The following is a 16792-nucleotide window of genomic DNA, read 5'->3' as shown; positions in this document are numbered from 1 at the left end:
ATTTATAACAACATACCTCCAGAAACTTCGATACGCTGTCCATTAACCCATTGTGCTTCTTCTGTACAAAGGAAAGCCACAACGCCGCCAATATCTTCGGCTTCCCCAACCTTACCTAAAGCTGTAATATTAGCAATAATTTGTCTTTTTTCTTGATTATCTCTGTTTGTTCCTCCTCCAAAATCTGTAGCAATAGCTCCTGGAGCAATAACATTAGAGGTAATCTTTCTAGATCCTAATTCTTTTGCCAGATATCTGGTAAAAACTTCAACAGCCCCTTTCATACAAGCATAAACCGATGAACCAGGAAAAGAAAACCTTGTTAAACCTGACGATATATTAATAATGCGACCTTTATCATTAATATATGGCAACCCTTTTTGCGTTAAGAAATATACCCCTTTAAAATGAATATTTAACATCTCATCAAATTGATCTTCGCTCGTATCAATAATGAGCTGGTTCAATCCAGTACCAGCATTGTTTATTATAAAATCAAAATTTGGACTTCCATATTCGCTAGTCAAGTATGAAGATACTCGATTAAAAAAATCTTCAAACACTTTTGTATTACTCGTATCTAATTGAAAAGCTTTTGCTTTTTGACCATGTCTTTCAATCTCACGAACAACCTTGTCTGCCGATTCCTTATTGGTTTTATAGGTAATAATAACATCAATGCCCTTTTTAGATATATTTATAGCCATATCTCTACCTAAACCTCTACTACCTCCTGTTACCAATGCAATTTTACTTTGTTTCATTTTTAATAATTTTTGTTTCAACAAAGTTCAGTATAAACAAAAAACCATTTGTAGTCAAATTCGAGAATACTGTAGCCAGATTATAGATTAAAATAATCTACGAAAAAATTTTATAGAAAATTAAAACGCTATAAACTTATTGTTAACAATACATTAGGTCACATTTCAATCTAAAAGACACAATAATATTAATAAAAAACCATGAATTATTTTAATTAGTTAGGATTCCTTACTATATTTGCAAAGCAATTTTGCAATAAACTCTAAAAATAAACAAATGAGTAAATCAATTTTTTATCACGCAGGATGTTCTGTTTGTGTAAGTGCAGAACATGACATTATTAATTTAGTAGGAGCTGAAAATGTTGAAATAGTTAACATTGGAGAAAACAAAGCAAGGATTAAAGAAGCTGAAAATGCTGGCGTTAAATCTGTACCAGCACTAGTTACCCCAAATGGTAACACATTGCATATAAATTTTGGAGCTTCAATGAGCGATGTAAAAGGCTAATTTTTAATATATATAGTTAGGATTCCTAATTTAAAAGAATCCTAACTATATAAAAACAATTTTAAATGAAGATTTCAGTTTGGGACACTTATGTAAAAAAAGAAGATGGAACTATTATGCATTTCGACATTTTAGTACCAGATAGTTTAACTGATGAACAAGTCATATTTAAATATGGTACACATTATCTTGAAAGTAAACCTTTTAAAGTTAAAGAATTAACTGTAAATGAATGTCGTTTTTGTCATATTGAACAGGCAACAGATGAAATAATTGCTGCTGTTACCGAAAAAGGCTATGCCATTATAGAAATGGAAAATTGTAGTTAATTTAATTAGGATTACTAACTTTGCCTATTAAACAAATAATCGACAGGCTTTATTATGGATGAAAGTGCTTTTGACCCAAATCAACAACAAAACGAAATTTCCAGTAAAATAGTTGTTGGTTTTGAACGAATTTCTGAAATCTTTAAAATTCTTCTTTGGGAGAAGGCAAAATTAGTTGGCTTAAGCCCTATTCAAATTCAAATATTGATTTTTATAGCTTATCACAAAGATGAATTATGCAACGTTAGCCATTTAGCAAAAGAGTTTAATCTCACGAAGCCAACAATAAGTGATGCTATAAAAGTTTTAGATAAGAAAAAAACTATTATCAAGGACTATTCATCATCAGACAGTCGTAGCTATACAATACAGCTATCAGCTTTAGGCAAAAAAATAGTTTCTCAAACCAACGATTTGGCCAATCCTCTTAAAACACAAATAGAAAATTTTAACCAAGTAGACCTGGAAAGTGTTTTTAAAACATTAAGTGAATTAATATATAAGCTAAACCGAAATGGAATTCTTAAAGTACAACGTATTTGTTTTGGTTGCAAATTTTATAAAAAAAGCAACAGTACTAGTTATTGTAATTTACTGGAAAAAGAATTATTGAGTGATGACATTCGTTTAGATTGCCCAGAATATCAAGAAAAATAAGTGAGTACCTCCCTACTCTAACCAAGCCTTAAAATCCTTAACACGTTCACGAGCAACTATAACGTCTTGTTCGTTATACATCTTCAATTTTATTTGCAAACGCGAATTAGTATAGCTCACCATATCTTTTATAGCATGGATGTTTACAAAGAATTTTCGATTAATACGATAAAACGTTTGAGGTTCCAACTCATCTTCCAAATGTTCCAACGTAGTATCTAAAAGATAGTTTCTACCTTCGGTTGTATATAAGTATGTGCCTTTATTTTCGCTGTAAAAACACTCAATATCATCAATATTAATAAGCTTTAAATGCTGCCCTACTTTTACTGAAAAGCGTTTTTTATATTCTCTATCTATAGGATTGATTAACAGTTTTTTAATATCATCAAAATCTAAAGTCACAACCTGTTTTTGAGGAGCGCGTTCTTCATATTTTTTTACTGCAATAGCTAAATCCTCTTCATCAATAGGCTTTAATAAATAATCTATACTATTTAACTTAAAGGCTTGTAGCGCATATTCATCATAAGCCGTGGTAAAAATAACAGCACTTTTAATTTCAATAGATTCAAAAATTTCGAATGACAGACCATCACTTAATTGAATATCCAGAAAAATTAAATCAGGATGTGCATTGCTTTGAAACCACTGTATTGACTCTTCAACAGAGTGCAACATTATTTGAGTCTCTACATTTAATGCTTTCAACATACGTTGTAAACGTCTTGCTGATGGTTTCTCGTCTTCAATAATGATTACATTCATTTCTTTCTTTATATAAATCTGTTATTATTACTACTCAAATGAGTTTATATTACTCCCAACGTTTTTTGTCTTTATCTAAAAACTCATTCATCTTGCGTTCTTCCCATTTTTTACTAAAAAATAGGTTTTTACCAAATATACCCATAGCATGAAACCCTAAACCAATTCCCCAAAAAAGAGGTGTAGAAAATGTTCCAAAGTGCCAAAAATCACCATTGGTATTCATAGCAATCATAACAATAATAAACGTATTTACTAATACATACCATAACGCATGCCAATAAAAACCTTTTATCTCTTTTAGTCTTTTTTGTGCTCTTAAATAAGCATCTTCTCGTTTATATTCTTCCGATAAATAATTATAATCTCTTTTTTTCATGTTTCAAAATTTAACTCCAACGCATTTTTTCTTCTTCTTCTTCCATAAACTCTTGTATCTTTCTTTCTTCCCATTGGCGTCCCAAAACACCATTGTTTACAAATACATTATAAGCGTGAAACCCCAAACCTATACCCCAACCTGCCATTGGAAACCAAAACCATTGAAAGTTCCAATACGTTTTATAATTAACAAAAGCCAAAAAGGGAATGACTAAGCAATAGGCTATTAAATGATAATAAAATTCTTTGAGATCTTCTACTCTTTTTCGAGCTCTTAAATAGTTACTATCTACTTGTGAATCTAGTAATTTTTGCATGATTTCCTGTAGTTTAATTCCAATGTTTATTATCTTCTTCCTCTTGCATGTACTTTTCAATTTTACGTTTTTCCCAATCCCTACCAAAGGCACCATCGTTAATGAACACCCTAAAAGCATGAATGGCTAAACCTATACCCCAACCAAACATTGGAAACCAAAACCACTGAAAACCCCATGATGTTCGATAGTTTATAAATATTAAAAACGGAATGACCAAACAATAGGATATTAGGCTATAATAAAAACCTTTAAGTTCTTCTACATGTTTACGTGCACGCACATAACTATCGTCTATTTCTGGTTGTATTTGCGATCTCATAACTATAATTTGTTTTGTAAGCATAGGAATAGCTACTGCAAATCTATTTGCTTCTTTATTAATATTAACTTTCCTATTCGTTAATAGGTCATAGCGCTGTTTAATATTGCTCAAACCTACGCCACTACTCTTCTTTACTATTTGTTTTGGTTGTAAATTATTTTCAACAACCAAATAATCCCTTTCTTCATAAATCTTTATGTGTAAAGGTTTACTTGATGTTACCATATTATGTTTTACTGCATTTTCTAAAAGCAGCTGTAATGATAATGGCACTACTTTACTTTCTGGATTGGATGCCTTTTCTGGCATATCGAAAACGATACTATCCTCAAAACGCATTTTGAGTAAAGACATATAAGTTTTAGCAAATTGTAATTCTTCATCGACAGTTATCAATTCTTTATCTTTTTGTTCTAAAACATAACGATATACTTTAGATAAAGAGGTTGTGAACTTTTGTGCATTATTTGGGTTTTCTTCTATTAAACTAGTGAGTACATTTAAGCTATTAAATAAAAAATGTGGATCTAACTGATTTTTTAAAGCGTCAAATTTAGCACTTGCAGTTCCTGCTATGACCTTTTGCTCTTTTATTCTATTTTGTTGGTACCTATTATAAAAGTATACAACATGGAATATGATAACGATAGTTAGTGTTATCCACAATCCAAACCGATAAGGTTTAAACGTTTCATTTGCAATAAACTCATAAAAAGACTCGCCCTCAAGACTGAGTGCTGTGAGCATTCTCAATACGAACAGGCCAATTAATGTAATAATGGTAGCGCCTATAATTCCTATTATAATACGCTTTACAGTATCTTCTTTTTTCCAATTAAGACGGTTTATATAATAGAAAAAATACATATTGGAAAACCCAAGCACAAAAGAATACAACTGATAAAAAACAAATTCAATTAAAAGATCGTTAAGGCTATTAAGTTTAAATCCATCTGTGAGGAAATTATCTATTAAAAAGATAACACACCCAATGGCAAAAGCGATAAAGATATTTTTAACTGATTTTGTCATAATATTTTTTTAGTACTATTTAATTTATTTTCTGCATGATTCTAATACTTGAACCGCACGCTCGTTACCCCAATTAGGATGAAATGGTGTTTCAGGCTTAAAGTTAGCAAAAAGTTCTATGGCTCTTTCCAGATCTTTACAGAAAGGTGTCGTGTCTTGCCCAAAATAACGTGCGCCTCCCATATCCCATTCTGCTTTACAATAAGCCACTCTTGGGTTTTTAGGTGCTATTAGCGATGCTTTTGTATATAATTTAACAACTTTTCCAGATAAAGTCCTGCCATAAGTAGCACCGTCAAAAGCAACCCAAACCGTATGTAATAGTGCTTGTAACACAAGAATTTCTGCATTGTCCTTAGAAATAGCTGTAGCGTCATTGATTAAATCTTGTGCTTTTTTTAATTGAGCTGTTAATTTTTCTTTGTCTTTTTCTCCAAAACCGCTAATAATATTAATTTGTGCAGCATAATAAGGTGGTAGCCAATTATCTGGTTCCGCTTTTGCAATGCGTTCAAACATATTAGATGCCTCTGTTGTATTATTGCTGCTCCAAAGCCCAAAAGCTTTTTGCATGCCTTTTTCATAATTAGTTTGAGACTGTATAAATCCCGAAATTAATAGTGCTGTAATAATGATTAAATGTTTCATGTATTTGTGTTTTATAGTTTTAATTATGAAACAAATATCATATCATACCCCCTATTTTTAAAAACTGACTTACCGAACTGTTATTTTTTTGAGATGAAATGTTACCCCTATATCTTTTCTAAATAGTATTGACTTATTTTATGATAAAAATTGCATAAAAAAAATCAAGAGATATTTAAATACCTCTTGATTTACACATTGATATAATAACTATCTACAAACCTCAACCTTCATTATACTTGAAGAAAATTGGTACTGAATAAGCTACTTTTACAGGTTTACCGCGCTGGGTTCCTGGTTTCATTCTAGGTAATAAATTTATAATACGTTCTGCTTCTGCTTCTAAAAGTCTATCTGGACCTCTAGATCTCACACCAGTAATATGTCCTTTAGAATCTATAATGAATACTACAGATACACGTCCTTGTATACCCATATCTAAAGCTTCTTCCGGATATTTAAAGTTTTCTACAACATGCTCTTGTATTTTTTGTTGAAAACAAGCTTTCATCCTTTTTTTAGGTAATCCTTCACATCCAGGAAAAACAGGCACATTTTCAATAAGAGCAAAAGCAACTTCAACTTCTTCTTCAACTTCTTCTACACTAATATCACTAACTTCTACAACATCTCGAATAGCATCTTCCTGCGATGATTCTGTACTTTCAAAAACGGTTTCTTCTATCTCTTCAGTGTCTTCTACAATTTGAATAGACTCTTGGGTAACCACTGGTGGCGGTGGCGGTGGTGGCGGTGTATTTATAGTTACAACAGGAATTTCCTCTTCAAATTGAGTTTCCACATCTAAAAGATCTACAATAACATCATCCTTTTCATAAGTTTTATATTCTAAAGCTTGCCAGGAAAAAAGTAACATGATGTTTAGACCTATAGCAAAATAGATACTACTATTTCTACTTATTTCTAATTTTGGATTCTTTTTAGCTTTCATGACCCTAATATTTATTGATAGTTTTCTATCATTAATTACTAGTTTGAAATTATCATATTTTCAATAAAATAACTATGACAATTATCATGTCCAAAAAGGACTCTCACGGATCAATTATATCATATTCTAAAATAATTGATATATTTACAGACCGAATGGTCGGTTTTGTATTAATATCTATGAGTGATAAAAAAAATAAGGTACTCCAAATTGCTACTAAATTATTCGCAGAAAAGGGTTTTGAAAATACATCTATGGTAAATATTTGTCATGAAGCCAATGTATCAAAGGGATTGATATACCATCATTTCAAATCAAAAGAGTCTATTTTAATAGAAATTTTCACGGGTGTTACAAATCAAATGATTGAAATGAAAACAGCATCTAAATCGTCTCAAGAACCAAAACTTCAATTGGTACAGCTCATTGAAACTATTTTTTCACAATTGGAACATGACAAGGCCTTTTTTCAACTCAATTTAAATATTATGTTTCAACCATCCACCAGACAAATCTTAAAAGAACAAATAGAGCAAAGAGCCTCACTTCTATTTAACTCTGTTAAAAACATTTTTGATCAAATTTCATTAAAAAAAAGTGATTTACTTAGTTATATGTTCATTGCTGAAATTGATGGAATTTCATTAAACTATCTTTCTATATTTAATGAGTATCCACTTGATATGGTAAAAGAAGAACTCATCAATAAATACAAATATCTTAGAATTAATAATGATTAGAAAATATAAAGAAAAAGAAATCCCAACCCTCATCAAAATATGGGAACAAGCCTCTGCTTTAGCTCACCCTTTTTTAGATAGTGCATTTACTCAAATGGTAAAAAAAGTCATGGCAGAAACATATCTTCCAAACTCTAATACTTGGGTTTATGAAGAACCTACAAAAGTTGTAGGGTTTATTTCTATGATAGAAAACGAAATTGGGGGCTTATTTGTAAATCCAAATTATCATTCCAAAGGTATTGGGACAGCATTGGTAAATCATATCAATCAATTTCACCAAAGCTTAGAAGTTGAAGTTTTTAACGAAAATAAAATAGGAAAGCCTTTTTATGAAAAACATGGGTTTAAAACTTTTAAAGAATATATTCAAGAAGGCACGAATCAAAAAGTGCTAAGAATGAAAAAAATAATAAAATGACATTTGCATTAACACTTGAGGAATTAGGCTATAACGATACCTTAGAAGCTTACCGGAAAGAACAAAATATAGATTCGTTTCTTGTGGGTAGAGTCACCTTAGAACATAAGGACAGATATATTGTAAAAACAGATAACAACGAGTTTGATGCAGAGCTTATTGGTAATTTAAGATTTACAGCCGAAAACAGGTATGATTTACCTGCTGTTGGTGATTGGGTTGCTATTTCTGAATATGATGCTGGCAAGGCTTTAATACATGCCATATACCCTAGACATTCTATAATTGAAAGACAAGCTGTTGGTAAACAGGCACAGGTTCAAATTATCGCAACAAATATAGATTACGGCTTAATTGTCCAATCTGTTAACAGAGACTTTAATACAAACCGTTTAGAAAGATATTTAACCATTTGCAATGCTTCCAATGTAGCACCTATTGTTATTTTAAGCAAAATAGATTTAGTAGATGGGGTAACGTTAAATACGCTTCTAGATACCATAAAAAAACGTATTAAAAACGTTCCAATAATTGCTATGAGCAATCAATCTAAAATAGGCTTAGATAAAATAAAAGCTTTAATACACAAAGGGAAAACCTATTGCTTATTAGGATCTTCCGGGACTGGAAAGTCAACGCTTTTAAATTTACTAATAGGTAAAGAAGTAATGAATACGGATGCTATTAGTAAACGTATAGACAGAGGGAAACATGTTACCACACATAGAGAATTAATTGTACTTGAGAATGGCGGTATTTTAATCGACAATCCTGGGATGCGAGAAGTTGGTATTACAAAAGTTTCGGAAGGCTTAGAAATGACGTTCGATGGGATTATAGAATTATCTCAAAATTGCAAATTCAAAAACTGCACACATACTAATGAAAAAGGGTGTGCGATTCTAAATGCATTAGAAAACGGAGACATCGATTCTGATTCTTATGCTAATTTTCAAAAAATGGAAAAAGAAAGGGTCTTCTTTGAATCTAGTGTCGAAGAAAAGAGAAAAAAGGATAAAGATTTTGGAAAAATGGTTAAGAATATTAAAAAACAAAGGAAACGAGATAAGTATTAAATTTAATTATATAATACAAAAAACAAAAACGAGTTAATACACCAACTCAGGTTACCACAAATCATAAAAATGAAAAACAAACACTACTTCCTTTCCCTTTTTCTATTAACAAGTTTTCTGTTTAGTTTTTATAGTTGTATTGATAAAAAACAACATACTACCTCACTTCCAGCCCTTAACGACTCCATTTTATCCACTAAACTACTTAATAGTGAAAGAACTAAAATAAAATTTGGAAGCTACGGTATCGATGTTCTTAGGCAAAATTCTAAATTGAGAGTATCTAATTTATACAGTATACATGGTAATAAGAATATAACGAGAACCTTTGCCGTAGTTCAATATCCAGATACTATAAACAAGGCTTTTTTAAAAGAACATACCGAAATTTTGAAAGGCGGTTCTATAGGAAAGGTTTTTAAACAAAACCATTGGAACATTGAAAAGAAAAGTTTCTATTTTGGTGAAATTTCACCTTCGGCTGCTTATGAAAAGCTGTATGCCCTTATGGGGGATATTTCACCTTGTAAATTAGCTATTTACACCTATGGTTTTAATATAAAAAAGGATACTAATAGTTATCTATATGCGACAATCTCAGAGGTATATCAACCAGATTATCTTACTTTAAATGATTTAAGGAAAATGAATCCAGACGCCAATAAATACTTAAACGAAACTGCTTTTATTAAAACATTGAATCTAGTAAAAAATGAAATGACAGTTAATTACCATAAATTAGAAACTGTCCACTAAAAAACGCTATAACTGCTTTACTTGTATTAAAACGTAAGCCTATATTTGTATCTTGGGTTATAAAATAAACCTGCACTTAGTAGATCGTTAGAGATAATTTTAAAATGGAAATAATTAATTTACCAAATGACTTAAAACTTCAAAGTTTTTCTTCTTTTAAAGTATTCGATTATCAGACTTCCAAAGCATGTTTTAAGCAAATGGTGTCATTACATCAAAATATTTTTAGCTTTCTTATGGAAGGAAGGAAAGAGGTTTTCTCAGACAAAACATCTGTTTCAATTGAAAACTCAAACTTCTTATTAATGAAAATGGGACATTGTTTAATGACGGAAACACTTCCCAACACTATTGATAATTATAGAAGTATTCTATTTTTCTTTTCTAATGAGTCTCTTTTAGAGTTTATACAAAAACACAAAATAAATCATACAGAGAATTACAGTCAAAAATCAATTTATTCTTTTCAATATGATGATTTCTTAAAAACATTTGTGAATGGGCTTATTGATATTAGTAAACTCAGTCTAGACATTCAAACAAAATTATTAGAGATTAAATTTGAAGAATTAATGATTTATTTAATTGAGACTAGAGGTGTTGATTTTATTTTTTCACTAATTTCTAATATAGACAGTCAATTTCAACACTTTATTGATATTATAGAAACTAATAAATTAAATAAACTCACTGTAAAAGAACTTGCATTTTTGTCAAATATGAGTATCTCAACATTCAAACGAGAATTCGAAAAGCATTTTCAAAGTACACCTAGTAAATGGTTTCAAGATAAAAGACTAGAGCACGCATCTTTTCTGTTAAAAAGCAAATCAAAAAGACCATCAGATATATTTGAAGAAATTGGTTATGAAAACTTATCGAATTTCATACAGGCTTTTAAAACCAAATTTGGAGTGACACCCAAACAATATCAGTTAGATTGAACTTTTTTCAATACTTTTTGAACTGAATTAAACACAACTTCCCTTCCATCTATTCATAAATTTGTACTTATAATTAATTACAAACATTATGAAAAAATCAATTTTTATTTTAGGGTTATTATTGTCTGTATCTAACTTAATATTTGCTCAAAACACCTTTACATTATCCAGTAAAGACCTAGGAGGAGAAGCAACTATTAACGAAGAGTTTAATGGTTTTGGTTGCACAGGAAAAAACCAATCACCTCAACTATCTTGGAAAAACGCTCCAGAAGGAACAAAAAGTTTTGCAATAACTATGTATGATCCTGATGCTCCAACAGGTAGTGGATGGTGGCATTGGATCGTATTTGATATTCCGTCAAGCATTAACGAATTGGTATCAAATGCTGGAGACTTTAAATTGAATTTAACCCCTAAAGGTGCCATTCAAAGTATAACAGATTATGGTACAAATGGATATGGAGGCCCTTGTCCTCCCCAAGGGCATGGTTTGCATCAATATATAATTACGGTTTACGCCTTAAAAACGGATAAACTTGGGTTAGATAAAAACACAAACCCAGCTGTTGTTGGCTACTACCTATGGAATAATACATTAGCAAAGGCCAGTATAATTACTTACTATCAAAGAACGAAATAAGTAAAAAATACCTCGAGGCTATTCCTCGAGGTATTGAATTTCAAAAAATTAATAACGCTTTATAAATTATCCAGCTGGTTGCTTTTCTTATCCTCACTAATAGTCCAAAAGAAACCTACAAAGAAGAATTGATCTGTTGCTGGTTGTAAAGCTCTCCTATTAAAATTACCGTTCATATCTGGCGTGTTAGCATATTGATAGCCATTAATATTTCTAAACCCTAAAACATTATTTACTGAAGCATAAAGTATTTTTTGCGGACTAATTAAATAGGCCCAATTAAGACTCAAACTATTATAAGGTTTCGTTTTATTGTTTAAAAATCCTGGCTCATTTGGGTTTGTAAACGTTCTACCAGATGCTAACGCATAACTAAATCCTACTTGGCTTCTCCAATCATTTATCCAATACTTTCCAACTAAAGATACATTATGAGTATTGGCAAAATTTGGTTGGGCTTTAGCCAGATAATTATTATAATCTCGTTTCGTATCCAAGAATGAATAGCTTACCCAATAATCAAAATTTTTAATGCTTTTACTATCTCTCCAAAAGAAATCAATCCCCTTAGCAAAACCAGTGCCATCATTATTAAAATTACTATCAAAATTGGCAAAATCGGTATCATACTTCACTAAATTATCATACTTTTTATAATAGGCCTCTGCCCTAAACAACCTTCTATCTCCATTGTGTTGATAATTAAAAATATAGTGAGATGTATTTTGAGCTTTAAGAGTTTGATTAAACTTTAAAATATTACTTGATGGGTTTTGATAAAAATTACCATAGGCTAATGACACCTGACTTTTAGGCGATGTTTTATAAGCTAAAGATAACCTTGGTGCTAAAGTAAAGTCTTTAAAAATCTCACTATACTCTCCTCTAACTCCAGACTTAAAGGCTAAACTTTTGGAAATAAAAATATCAGCTTCAGCAAATATTGCTGCAATATTATTATCATAACCATATCTTTCATTACTGATTGTGTTATCTGAATAGTCTTCTTTAAAATCTGTTGCAAAATACTCGCCACCAAAATAGAGTTTTAATCGGTTACTAATTCTATTTTTGAATTTCAACTTGGCATGTATTGAATTTTCAGTGTCTTCAATAGCGCTTTCAATAATATTTAAGTTGTTTTTAGCATGCGTATAACTTGCACCTCCAAATAGTGTCCAAGTATCACTTAAAACTCCTTGATACGATCCGTTAATATAAACATTATTGTTATTTAGCTTAAAATGTACGCCTTCACTATTATTAATATCTTCCTGGGTCAATTCAAAGTTAGTGGCATCAAACGCCCCATAGAGTTTAAACAAGCCCTTATCTGTTTTTTTTCTAAAGACAGCTTCACCAGAAACAGTTTCAAAAGGACTTATCCAATCATTTCTATTTGAAAATACCGCATTGTAAGGTGCTAAATTTATATAAGAGGCATTTACGCTCAATGAACTTGTTTCCCATTTTTGTGTATTTCCAAGTGTTGCTCCCACACTCATAATTCCAATATCAGTTTTTTCTTGATCGGGTTCATCAATCGTATTTAATAATAATACACTAGAAAGTGCCTGACCAAATTCTGCCGAATACCCTCCTGTAGAAAACGTAATCCCATCAAACAAAAATGGGGAGTAACGCCCACGCGTTGGTGCATTATTAGTTGTTGGCGTGTATGGTGTGAAGACACGAATACCGTCTATAAAAATCTGTGTTTCATTGGCATCGCCACCACGTACAAACAAGCGTCCGTCTTCAGCTACGGTTGTTGTACCTGGTAACGTTTGTAAAGCACCCACAAAGTCACCTAATGCACTTGCTGTAGTAACTACATCTAAAGGTTTTAAAGCGTTAACCTTACTATTATCACCCGCTGAAAAAGTACCCGCAGATAATACTACGGCATCTAAAGTACTAACGTCTTCTCTAAGTTTAACAACAAGGTCATGCATATACGATACATCTCCAACCATAGTAAATGTTTCATAAGACAAATACGAAACTATTAACGTTTGGGTTCCTGTCTCGGAAGTTGTAAATGAGAAAGTGCCATTTTCGTCTGTAGTACTTCCATCATAAGCGCCTTCTAAATAAATATTGGCTCCAACTATAGGATTGTTTTTCATATTAAAAACCGTTCCATTTATAGTTTTTTGGGCGCTTATATGAATTGATATTAATACAGTAATGATGGTTAGATAATGTTTCATGATAATTAATTCTGGTGTTTAATGCTTATTGATGATGCAAATTTGCAACAGAATTATTCCTAAATAAATTCAATATAACTGAACTGTAATTTTTTAATGATGAATTGAATTTTAGTGGTGAAACTATAAAAGATATTTGTTAATTATCTAAATATCTGAGCACAGTAATTCTTGAAGAATAATTAAATAATATAGATTTACTACGCAAAAAATATGTCTCTTTTTTACAACAAAAAAATGCTATAAAAAGTGAATCATATTTTAATTTTTTTTTATGCTGTTTTTTTATAAATTTGAATATACCAAATTGGTTCTGAAATAATTTAAAACCAAACACTTTCTTTTTCAAGGTTTTACAATGAAGTATCAGGCTAAAAAAGTGGATTTTTATCAGATTTTGCTAAAAAAGCAATCATAGACAAAAACTATCATGGCTATCTAACCTATTATTAATCAGACTTTAGATATAAAAAATATAAATTATTGGTTTAATTTCTTAAACGGACGTATAATAAGGCGTGCTGCTTTGTCAAAATTAATATAATTATACCCCCAATTAAAGAAAACAATCACTCTATTTCTAAAACCAACCAATGCCATAAGGTGCACAAACATCCACACAAACCATGCAAAAAACCCTGCAAACCTAAAGTGCTTTAAATCAACAACAGCCTTATTCCTACCCACAGTAGCCATCGACCCTTTGTCCTTATATTTAAATTTTTTCATAGGCTTACCTCCTATCAATTTCATAAGGTTTTTTCCTAAAAGTTCGCCTTGTTGAATAGCTGGTTGTGCTACCTGCGGATGTCCTTTTGGATACCCATCGGTTTGCATTAAACTAATATCTCCTAATGCAAAAATATTGTTATAACCTTCAACTTGATTATACTCATTTACTTTATATCTATTAGCACGGTCAACAAGTACATCTGCCTGAAGTCCGTTTACTGGATTCCCTGTAACGCCTGCTGCCCAAATTAAAGTTTCAGATTGTAATTCCAAACTTAAATTGGTTTGTACTTTTCTTCCATCGTAATTTTTAACAAATGTATTGCAGTGCACTAAAACACCCAACTTGGAAAGAAATTTGGTTGCCTTTTTAGAGGCATGTTCGCTCATAGTTGGCAAAACACGAGCGGCTCCTTCCAGTAGATATATCTGCATATCTTCAGGGATTAAATCACGATAATCTCTGGGTAAAATATGGTTTTTAAGTTCAGCTATAGCCCCTGCCAACTCAACACCTGTTGGCCCACCTCCAACAATAACAAAATTCAACAAAGCTTTACGAACTTCTTTATCATCCGTGATAGCTGCTTGCTCAAAATTTTGCAATATTAAACTACGAATATTTAATGCCTGAGGCACTTTTTTCATGGGCATGCCATATTCTTCAATAGATTTATTACCAAAATAATTTGTCTTAGTCCCTGTAGCTATTACCAAATAATCATAACCGATATTACCAATGCTTGTTTTTAGTTCGCTCTTCTCTGAATCAATAGACTCAACTTCAGCTAAACGAAAAAACGTGTTTTTATGATTCTTTAATATCTTACGAAGCGGATATGCAATAGAGTCTGGCTCTAGACCTGCTGAGGAAACTTGATATAATAATGGTTGAAACGTGTGATAATTTCTTTTATCTATTAAAACAACTTGTACTTTTTTGTTTGCAATTTTTCTGGCAAAATTAATTCCTGCAAAACCACCGCCTATAATGACGACTCTAGGGAAATCAGATTGTGGAATATTCATAGTAAAATAAAGTATCATGCAAAGATACTACACAAACATATTTTTAGCTATTTAAAACTATTGTTATTTGCTTAAAATTATCAGACACAATTGAAGGTAAATTATAGCTATATTAAAAAAAATCACAATTAATTACCTTATCTATAATGGTAAGCAATGCGATTAAAACAACGTTGATTCACTGAAAACACCCCCCCTATTAATCACTGTATGTCAAATGGTTAAAACAAAATATTTGTTCAAGGATCTAACAGCAGAGCAGTCTTATCTATTTAGTCGGACATTAATGATTTAAAACATTATTTTTACACACATGTAACATTTTAAAATTTTTAGCTACCTATATTGTAACTAAACCATCACATTGAAAAAAGAACTAGAACATAGTTTTGTAGAATTGCTAGAGAAGCATCAAAATATTATACATAAAGTATGCCGTTTGTATACTAATAATTATGATGCTCATAATGATTTATTTCAAGAAATAACGATTCAACTTTGGAAAGCATATCCTAAATTTAGAGGAGATGCAAAATTTAGTACATGGATGTACAGAGTCGGTTTAAATACAGCGATTACACTTTACAGGAAATCTAAACGAACTATTAATACGCAAGATTTTAACGGCGTGGAATTTAAAATTAAAGCTGAAAATTATGATGATACAGAAGAACAACAACTAAAAATACTTTACAAAGCTGTATATCAATTAAACGATATTGAAAAAGCACTTGTTTTCTTATACTTAGAAGATAAAGATTATAGAGAAATTAGTGAAACTTTGGGAATTAGCCAAGTAAATGCACGTGTGAAGATGAATAGAATAAAAACGAAGCTTAAAACCATATTAAATCCGTAAAAATATGGATGAATTAGATTTATTAAAGAAAGATTGGAATAAGGATGATAATAAATATCCTAAGCTAACATATAACGAAATATATAAGATGATTTTAAAAAAATCGTCTTCCATTGTTAAATGGATTTTTATAATTAGTTTGTTAGAGTTTGCTTTTTGGACACTTATATCTTTATTACTAAAAGATACCGAGAGCATGAAACGTTATGAACAGTTTAATGCCGATGTTATTTTTACCCCTTTAATTGTAATAGGATATGTTGTTCTAGCTCTTTTCTTTTATTTATTTTTCAGAAACTATAGAAAAATCTCTACTACAGATAATGCAAAGGTTCTTATGGAGAATATCCTAAAAACCAGAAAAACTGTTAAACAATATGTTGCTTTCAATTTAATTTATATGGTGATAGCAACTTTTGTTACCATGTATGTTGAACTAAACCAAGATCAACTTCTTATAGATCAAATACAACAAGCTTCAGCTAATGGAGAAGTTTTTAAGTTTTACGCCATCTTTATAATATTAGTCGTTTTATTTTTAGCAGTTGCCATTGGTATTTTATTATTATTCTATTGGCTTGTTTATGGTATTTTGTTAAAGCGCCTCAATCTAAATTATAAAGAATTAAAAAAATTGGATGTTGAGCAATAAATGAATTTTTAATGAAAATTTACAATGATACTCATTGTTAAAG

The 16792-nt window shown here is 30.8% G+C and carries 20 protein-coding genes; 11 read left to right on the top strand and 9 right to left on the bottom strand.

The genetic code is table 11. The annotated features are described in order from the left end of the window. Nucleotides 1-2: 2 nt before the first annotated feature. Nucleotides 3-764, bottom strand: coding sequence for an SDR family NAD(P)-dependent oxidoreductase (locus tag Q4Q39_RS03530; protein ID WP_303280985.1), 762 nt, complete (start codon nucleotides 762-764; stop codon nucleotides 3-5). Nucleotides 765-1041: 277 nt separating this feature from the next. On the opposite strand from Q4Q39_RS03530, the gene Q4Q39_RS03525 reads away from it, so the two are divergent. The 3 genes from Q4Q39_RS03525 (at nucleotide 1042) to Q4Q39_RS03515 (ending at nucleotide 2261) form a co-directional block, all read left to right on the top strand. Then, nucleotides 1042-1275 carry a thioredoxin family protein gene (locus tag Q4Q39_RS03525; RefSeq protein ID WP_303280984.1) on the top strand — a complete coding sequence of 78 codons (234 nt, stop codon included), beginning with the start codon at nucleotides 1042-1044 and terminating at the stop codon, nucleotides 1273-1275. Between the two features lie 65 nt (nucleotides 1276-1340). Continuing rightward, on the top strand, nucleotides 1341-1604 hold the full coding sequence (locus tag Q4Q39_RS03520) for a DUF2024 family protein (RefSeq protein WP_303280983.1): 264 nt from the start codon (nucleotides 1341-1343) through the stop codon (nucleotides 1602-1604). Nucleotides 1605-1658: 54 nt separating this feature from the next. Next, nucleotides 1659-2261: a MarR family transcriptional regulator gene (locus Q4Q39_RS03515; protein ID WP_303280982.1), complete on the top strand. Its 603-nt coding sequence runs from the start codon at nucleotides 1659-1661 to the stop codon at nucleotides 2259-2261. 12 nt (nucleotides 2262-2273) lie between these two features. Here the strand turns inward: Q4Q39_RS03515 and Q4Q39_RS03510 are convergent, their stop codons facing one another. The 6 genes from Q4Q39_RS03510 to Q4Q39_RS03485 form a co-directional block, all read right to left on the bottom strand. Then, nucleotides 2274-3029 carry a LytR/AlgR family response regulator transcription factor gene (locus tag Q4Q39_RS03510; protein ID WP_303280981.1) on the bottom strand — a complete coding sequence of 252 codons (756 nt, stop codon included), beginning with the start codon at nucleotides 3027-3029 and terminating at the stop codon, nucleotides 2274-2276. A gap of 49 nt (nucleotides 3030-3078) precedes the next feature. Further along, nucleotides 3079-3408, bottom strand: coding sequence for a 2TM domain-containing protein (locus Q4Q39_RS03505; protein WP_303280980.1), 330 nt, complete (start codon nucleotides 3406-3408; stop codon nucleotides 3079-3081). Between the two features lie 10 nt (nucleotides 3409-3418). Then, entirely contained in the window at nucleotides 3419-3727 is a 309-nt protein-coding gene (locus Q4Q39_RS03500) for a 2TM domain-containing protein (RefSeq protein WP_303280979.1), read from the bottom strand. 13 nt (nucleotides 3728-3740) lie between these two features. Continuing rightward, on the bottom strand, nucleotides 3741-5084 hold the full coding sequence (locus Q4Q39_RS03495) for a 2TM domain-containing protein (RefSeq protein ID WP_303280978.1): 1344 nt from the start codon (nucleotides 5082-5084) through the stop codon (nucleotides 3741-3743). A 24-nt stretch (nucleotides 5085-5108) separates the two neighbouring features. Further along, the gene (locus tag Q4Q39_RS03490) at nucleotides 5109-5732 is read right to left on the bottom strand and encodes a hypothetical protein (RefSeq protein ID WP_303280977.1); all 624 of its coding nucleotides are present in this window, start codon (nucleotides 5730-5732) and stop codon (nucleotides 5109-5111) included. Nucleotides 5733-5955: 223 nt separating this feature from the next. Beyond that, nucleotides 5956-6684 (bottom strand): energy transducer TonB, encoded by a 729-nt coding sequence (locus Q4Q39_RS03485; protein ID WP_303280976.1) that lies wholly within the window; start codon nucleotides 6682-6684, stop codon nucleotides 5956-5958. 86 nt (nucleotides 6685-6770) lie between these two features. Here Q4Q39_RS03485 and Q4Q39_RS03480 point away from each other — a divergent pair, with 86 nt between their 5' ends. The 6 genes from Q4Q39_RS03480 (at nucleotide 6771) to Q4Q39_RS03455 (ending at nucleotide 11264) form a co-directional block, all read left to right on the top strand. Continuing rightward, a complete protein-coding gene (locus Q4Q39_RS03480; RefSeq protein ID WP_303280975.1) occupies nucleotides 6771-7424 on the top strand; it encodes a TetR/AcrR family transcriptional regulator in 654 nt (217 codons plus the stop codon). After that, on the top strand, nucleotides 7417-7845 hold the full coding sequence (locus Q4Q39_RS03475; protein WP_303280974.1) for a GNAT family N-acetyltransferase: 429 nt from the start codon (nucleotides 7417-7419) through the stop codon (nucleotides 7843-7845). Before Q4Q39_RS03480 ends, Q4Q39_RS03475 begins: the two co-directional genes overlap by 8 nt. Beyond that, entirely contained in the window at nucleotides 7842-8921 is a 1080-nt protein-coding gene (gene rsgA, locus Q4Q39_RS03470) for a ribosome small subunit-dependent GTPase A (protein WP_303280973.1), read from the top strand. Before Q4Q39_RS03475 ends, rsgA begins: the two co-directional genes overlap by 4 nt. Before the next feature lie 69 nt (nucleotides 8922-8990). Beyond that, nucleotides 8991-9677 (top strand): hypothetical protein, encoded by a 687-nt coding sequence (locus Q4Q39_RS03465; RefSeq protein ID WP_303280972.1) that lies wholly within the window; start codon nucleotides 8991-8993, stop codon nucleotides 9675-9677. A 104-nt stretch (nucleotides 9678-9781) separates the two neighbouring features. Next, complete coding sequence (locus Q4Q39_RS03460) at nucleotides 9782-10621, top strand: helix-turn-helix domain-containing protein (protein ID WP_303280971.1); 840 nt, start codon at nucleotides 9782-9784, stop codon at nucleotides 10619-10621. 88 nt (nucleotides 10622-10709) lie between these two features. Then, nucleotides 10710-11264, top strand: coding sequence for a YbhB/YbcL family Raf kinase inhibitor-like protein (locus tag Q4Q39_RS03455; protein WP_303280970.1), 555 nt, complete (start codon nucleotides 10710-10712; stop codon nucleotides 11262-11264). Between the two features lie 59 nt (nucleotides 11265-11323). Here Q4Q39_RS03455 and Q4Q39_RS03450 read toward each other — a convergent pair whose 3' ends face one another. Next, nucleotides 11324-13477 carry a TonB-dependent receptor gene (locus Q4Q39_RS03450; protein ID WP_303280969.1) on the bottom strand — a complete coding sequence of 718 codons (2154 nt, stop codon included), beginning with the start codon at nucleotides 13475-13477 and terminating at the stop codon, nucleotides 11324-11326. 480 nt (nucleotides 13478-13957) lie between these two features. Beyond that, complete coding sequence (locus tag Q4Q39_RS03445) at nucleotides 13958-15238, bottom strand: NAD(P)/FAD-dependent oxidoreductase (RefSeq protein ID WP_303280968.1); 1281 nt, start codon at nucleotides 15236-15238, stop codon at nucleotides 13958-13960. A 364-nt stretch (nucleotides 15239-15602) separates the two neighbouring features. On the opposite strand from Q4Q39_RS03445, the gene Q4Q39_RS03440 reads away from it, so the two are divergent. Both Q4Q39_RS03440 and Q4Q39_RS03435 read left to right on the top strand, forming a co-directional pair. After that, nucleotides 15603-16097, top strand: coding sequence for an RNA polymerase sigma factor (locus tag Q4Q39_RS03440; protein ID WP_303280967.1), 495 nt, complete (start codon nucleotides 15603-15605; stop codon nucleotides 16095-16097). A gap of 4 nt (nucleotides 16098-16101) precedes the next feature. Further along, nucleotides 16102-16749: a DUF8845 family protein gene (locus tag Q4Q39_RS03435; RefSeq protein ID WP_303280966.1), complete on the top strand. Its 648-nt coding sequence runs from the start codon at nucleotides 16102-16104 to the stop codon at nucleotides 16747-16749. The last annotated feature ends 43 nt before the right edge of the window (nucleotides 16750-16792 follow it).

Origin of the sequence: Flavivirga amylovorans, from assembly GCF_030540875.1 — a bacterium.
Lineage (GTDB): Bacteria > Bacteroidota > Bacteroidia > Flavobacteriales > Flavobacteriaceae > Flavivirga > Flavivirga amylovorans.
The sequence above is the reverse complement of the archived record's forward strand: the minus strand, read 5'-3'. Positions and strand labels throughout refer to the sequence as shown.